The following is a 3941-nucleotide window of genomic DNA, read 5'->3' as shown; positions in this document are numbered from 1 at the left end:
TCATGCTATGACAAGCAGGCGGTCGCGGATGCGGGCGAGCGCTTGGACGAGGTCGTGCCTCACCTCGGCAGCGATCGCGCTGTTGTCGACGATGACGAGGAAGAAGTTGAGGCGATCGACGACCGAACTCAGCTTGAGGGGCGAACCTCTACTCCGGCATACCGCCAAATAGAGAGCGCTGATCTTCTCATAATCATCGTCGCTGATCAGCGGCTGGCCAAGCCCTAGAGCGATGTTTCCTAAGGCCGCCGCCAGCGCCGAAACGAGCGCCGCATCGGCGCGGCTGATACCGATAAGGAAACTCGATTGCTCACTGTTATCGTTCTCCACCTCGCAAAGACATTCGTCGATCGATTCCAAAATACTTCCTGGCGGCGGCGTGTCCTGAATGAGCGCGATGGCGACGTGGGCAAAGTGGACCATCAGCGTCCGATAGGCGAGGCCCGATGCCCGGCCACTCCCTTCGGCCACCGCTTCCCGTTCGCATTTCTCAGCCTTCTTCAGCTCCCTTTGCATCTCATTGAGAGTGTCTGCCACTTTTTCCGGAGCAACGATCGTCGCCAAGAGTTGAAGCGCTGAGGCGATCAGCCCAAACTGCTCCGCCGTGCTGCCCATCGTGCCAAGGCGCTTTAGCGTACTTATTTCCTTTCTAATTTCTCCAACTGCGGCGTTTGCTTGTTTATCGCCGTGGTACGCATCGTACGCCGCCTTGCGCACCCGCAAGTACGATAACTGTTCAAGGTCGCTGATGGCGGCCGAGCCGCGATTGGCTTTGAGTGCGCGCTCGAAATCGGCGATAGCCTGATCTAGCGCGTCGAGCTCCGCGTAGGCGCGGCCGAACGCGACCAACATTTCCCCGCTCGCAAGCCAAGCACGGTGCGTCTCATCAGCCCGCAGACGCGCCCGCAAGTCATCGAGCTTTGCCTTGAGACCTCTTGGATCGCACGCGCCCAGCGTTTGCGCGTCCCTGCGGATGTGATCAATCTCGATCATGGCTTCCACCGGCGCGGCGAAGGTGGTCGGTTCGTCGCTGCGCCCTTCCGCCGATGTGGTGCCCCAGCGCCAGTCCGGCTCGCCGTAGCACTGATAGGCGCCCCAGGTCGGGTCCGCAGGTGACTGCCGATAGGCCGCCTCGCGGGCTGTGCGCACCGCCCGGCCGAACTCCTGAGTGGCAAGGAAGCCTTGATAGAACTGGGTCGCAAAGGCTCGCGCGAGGTGGTCGTTGATAGCCCAGCCGGCGGCCACCACGCCGCGCACGCCCATGCGGATCAGCTGCACGGCGATGGAAGCGGCGAGCTCCGGCCGGCGCGCCGCCAGTGCCGCCTCCCGGTCGGCGTCGACCTCGCCGACGTGGCAGCAGTTGACGAAAAACAGGTCCGGCGCCACCGGCATCTGTTCGAGCATGCTGGGCTCGAGAAACAGGTTCCGGCCCAGGACGATGCCGGTCGCTTTGCGGGTCCGCTGCAGGCTGCCGGCAGCGGCATCGCCAGCGATCGGCGTGTTCACAGCGATGTCGTGCTCGACGTCGCCGTGGGCGGCGATGTGCACGATCTGCCAGCGCTCGGACAACAGCGCGCCGATGACCTGCTCGGGAAAGACCTGATCGCCGATCAGGCGTGTCACCGCAAAACCCTTGCGCTCCAGGAGCGTCGCGACGTCGGTCGCCTCCTTCAGCGCGCCTTGGAGCGGCTTGTATTCGCGGGCCGGATCGCCGCGCGGGTCGCCGATGACAAGCGCCTGCCGGCGGCCGGCGGTGCTGCCGGTCTGTTCGCGGTACCGCTGCTGCACGAGCTGGCGAACAAGACCGGCGCGGATGGCCGGCGGATCGGCTTTGCTCGCCAGCGCGGTTTCCCAAGAGCGGCGATCGTCCAAGAGCTCCCACGGCAGGGAGGCTGCCCGCTCGTCGAGGATCAGCCTCAAATTGCGATCCCCGAAGCCTTCGCTCTTCAGACGGTTGGGCCACAGGAGTTCGTAGAGCGCGCGCCCCGGCGTCTCGACCGAAGGCCCGCCAACCTTATCCCGCTTCGCCTGTTCCGACAGGCGGCGCGCCATCTCGACGGTCCCGTACACGGTCGTCGCCTCGACGCGCGCGCGGCCGGCGGCGGTGCTCACCTTGAGGAGGTACTCGCCTGCCACGACATCCATGCTCACCTGCACGGGCTGCCACCAGGAGCGGTCCAGCTCGCTGCGGACGCGCCTGCGGCCGCCATCGCGGCGGTTGATCTCCGGCGCCAGCCGCAAAGGTCGCCTGCCGCTGGCATCGGCGGCGCTGGCATCGGCCGAAAGCAGACTGTTCAGCGCGTGCCAGATGTCGATCGCGCGATGTTCGTAGAGCTCGATGATCTCGATGGCGTCGTAGACGCGGCCGGCCGGATGACTCTCGGTGAGCGCCTTATGCGCCCGCACGACGGCCTCGCTCAGCGCCTTGACGCAGGCCTCCACCGTGAGGCCGCCTTCGCCGGCACCGACCAGCAGCAGGCTCAAGCGCAGCGGCGCTGACGACGCGCCATTCGTCGCCTGCCCGCGGCACCCATCGAACTGGTCGACGGCATAGCGCAACAGGCCGTGGACGAGTGCTTGTTCGAGACCTGCCGGGTCTAGGCTGCCGGGATCGCCCAGACCGACGACGACGGCGCCCGCGGGTCGCGTGTTGTCGTCGAGGACGACTTCGGCGGTGCCGATCGCGCCCGGGTAAAGGCCGAGCGTACGCCGCGTTTCCAGCCGGCCGTCGAGCAGGTGGTTGAGGTGCCCTTCCGGGCCATTCAGGGTGTCGCCGTTGTAGTGTCCCACCAGCACCGGATAGGCAGCGAAGGCGAGGTTGCCGTGCGAAACCGTGATGGTAAGCGGCGGGAGGCCGGGATGCGGCGGCGGCTGCACCGTACCGTCCGCAGCGGCTGCCTCGAGATCGGTGGCGGCAGGGAAAAGCGCCACGGTTTCGCGGGTGACCGGCTGCGGCTGGCCGCGTTCGCGAACGGACCCCGGCAGCGCGGCAAGCCTGTTGGTTGTCCCCTGGTCAAGGATCTCGCTCAATGCCCCAAGTACGGCGCTATCGCCTGGCAGATCGCCGTGGCGGCAGGCGGCATACCAGCGCCGCAGCGTCCCCGCCACGATGCCGGTGCTCCACGGCACCTGGCCGTCGCCCTCCCACGTCTGGGCGAAGCCGATCTGAGCAGGCGCTGCGGGCGGTGTCTCGATCTCAATCGCGCACGGTGTTGCCGCGTGACCGGCGATGTAGAGCATGCGCTCCGCATCGAACGGCATCTCGCGATAGCGCTCGCGGAAGGCCTTCGCCTTCTTGATGTCATCCTCGCGCGGGACGACCCAGGACGCGCGATCGGGGTCGAGGGCGTGCAGGCGCTGCCAGCCATCGGCAGAGAACAGATCGAAGCCGGCATCGCGCGGCAGGAGCTGCAACACTCCCGGAAAGCGGGCGATGACCTGCGCGTGGTCGAGGGCGCTCGAGCTGACGTCGATCATTGTCAGCATCCGCGTCAGCCGGTCGCGCCGCATCAGCATCATCACGCTCGCGTGCGTGCCCTCATTGGGGCTGCCCAGCATGATCAGCCGGCAGCCGGTGCGGCTGCGGAACGCGTCCCAGAGAGCGCTATCGGTCGCAAGCGCGGTCCGGGCGACCAGCCCGCCCATGCCGTGAGCGACGACGCGGACCGGCACGCTGCCGCTGCCGAGTGCCTTACCAAGCGCACGCGCCAGCGCTGCCGCCGTGTCCTCGATCGAGAGCCGCCAGTCGTAGGCGAAAGGCCGGACGTCGTGCGATTGTTCGAGCGTTCGGCAGAGCGCGCCGTATGTTCGATCGAGCAGCTCTCCCGCCACCACGCCGGTGGCATCGCTCCCCAGCCGGGAAAAGCCGCCGGCCGCCAGGCAGTGCAGGTCCGGCCAGATGGGAACGCCGTCGGCGTCCAAGCTGCTGCCGGCAAATCCGG

Annotated in this window: 1 protein-coding gene; it reads right to left on the bottom strand. The window is 67.0% G+C overall.

Annotation, left to right across the window (positions count from 1 at the left end):
- The gene (locus RKP46_RS12600) at nt 1-3921 is read right to left on the bottom strand and encodes a CHAT domain-containing protein (RefSeq protein WP_311106967.1); all 3921 of its coding nucleotides are present in this window, start codon (nt 3919-3921) and stop codon (nt 1-3) included.
- Nucleotides 3922-3941 lie beyond the last annotated feature (20 nt).

Source organism: Accumulibacter sp. (genome assembly GCF_031732815.1).
GTDB lineage: Bacteria > Pseudomonadota > Gammaproteobacteria > Burkholderiales > Rhodocyclaceae > Accumulibacter.
This window is presented reverse-complemented; position numbering and strand designations above follow the sequence as displayed.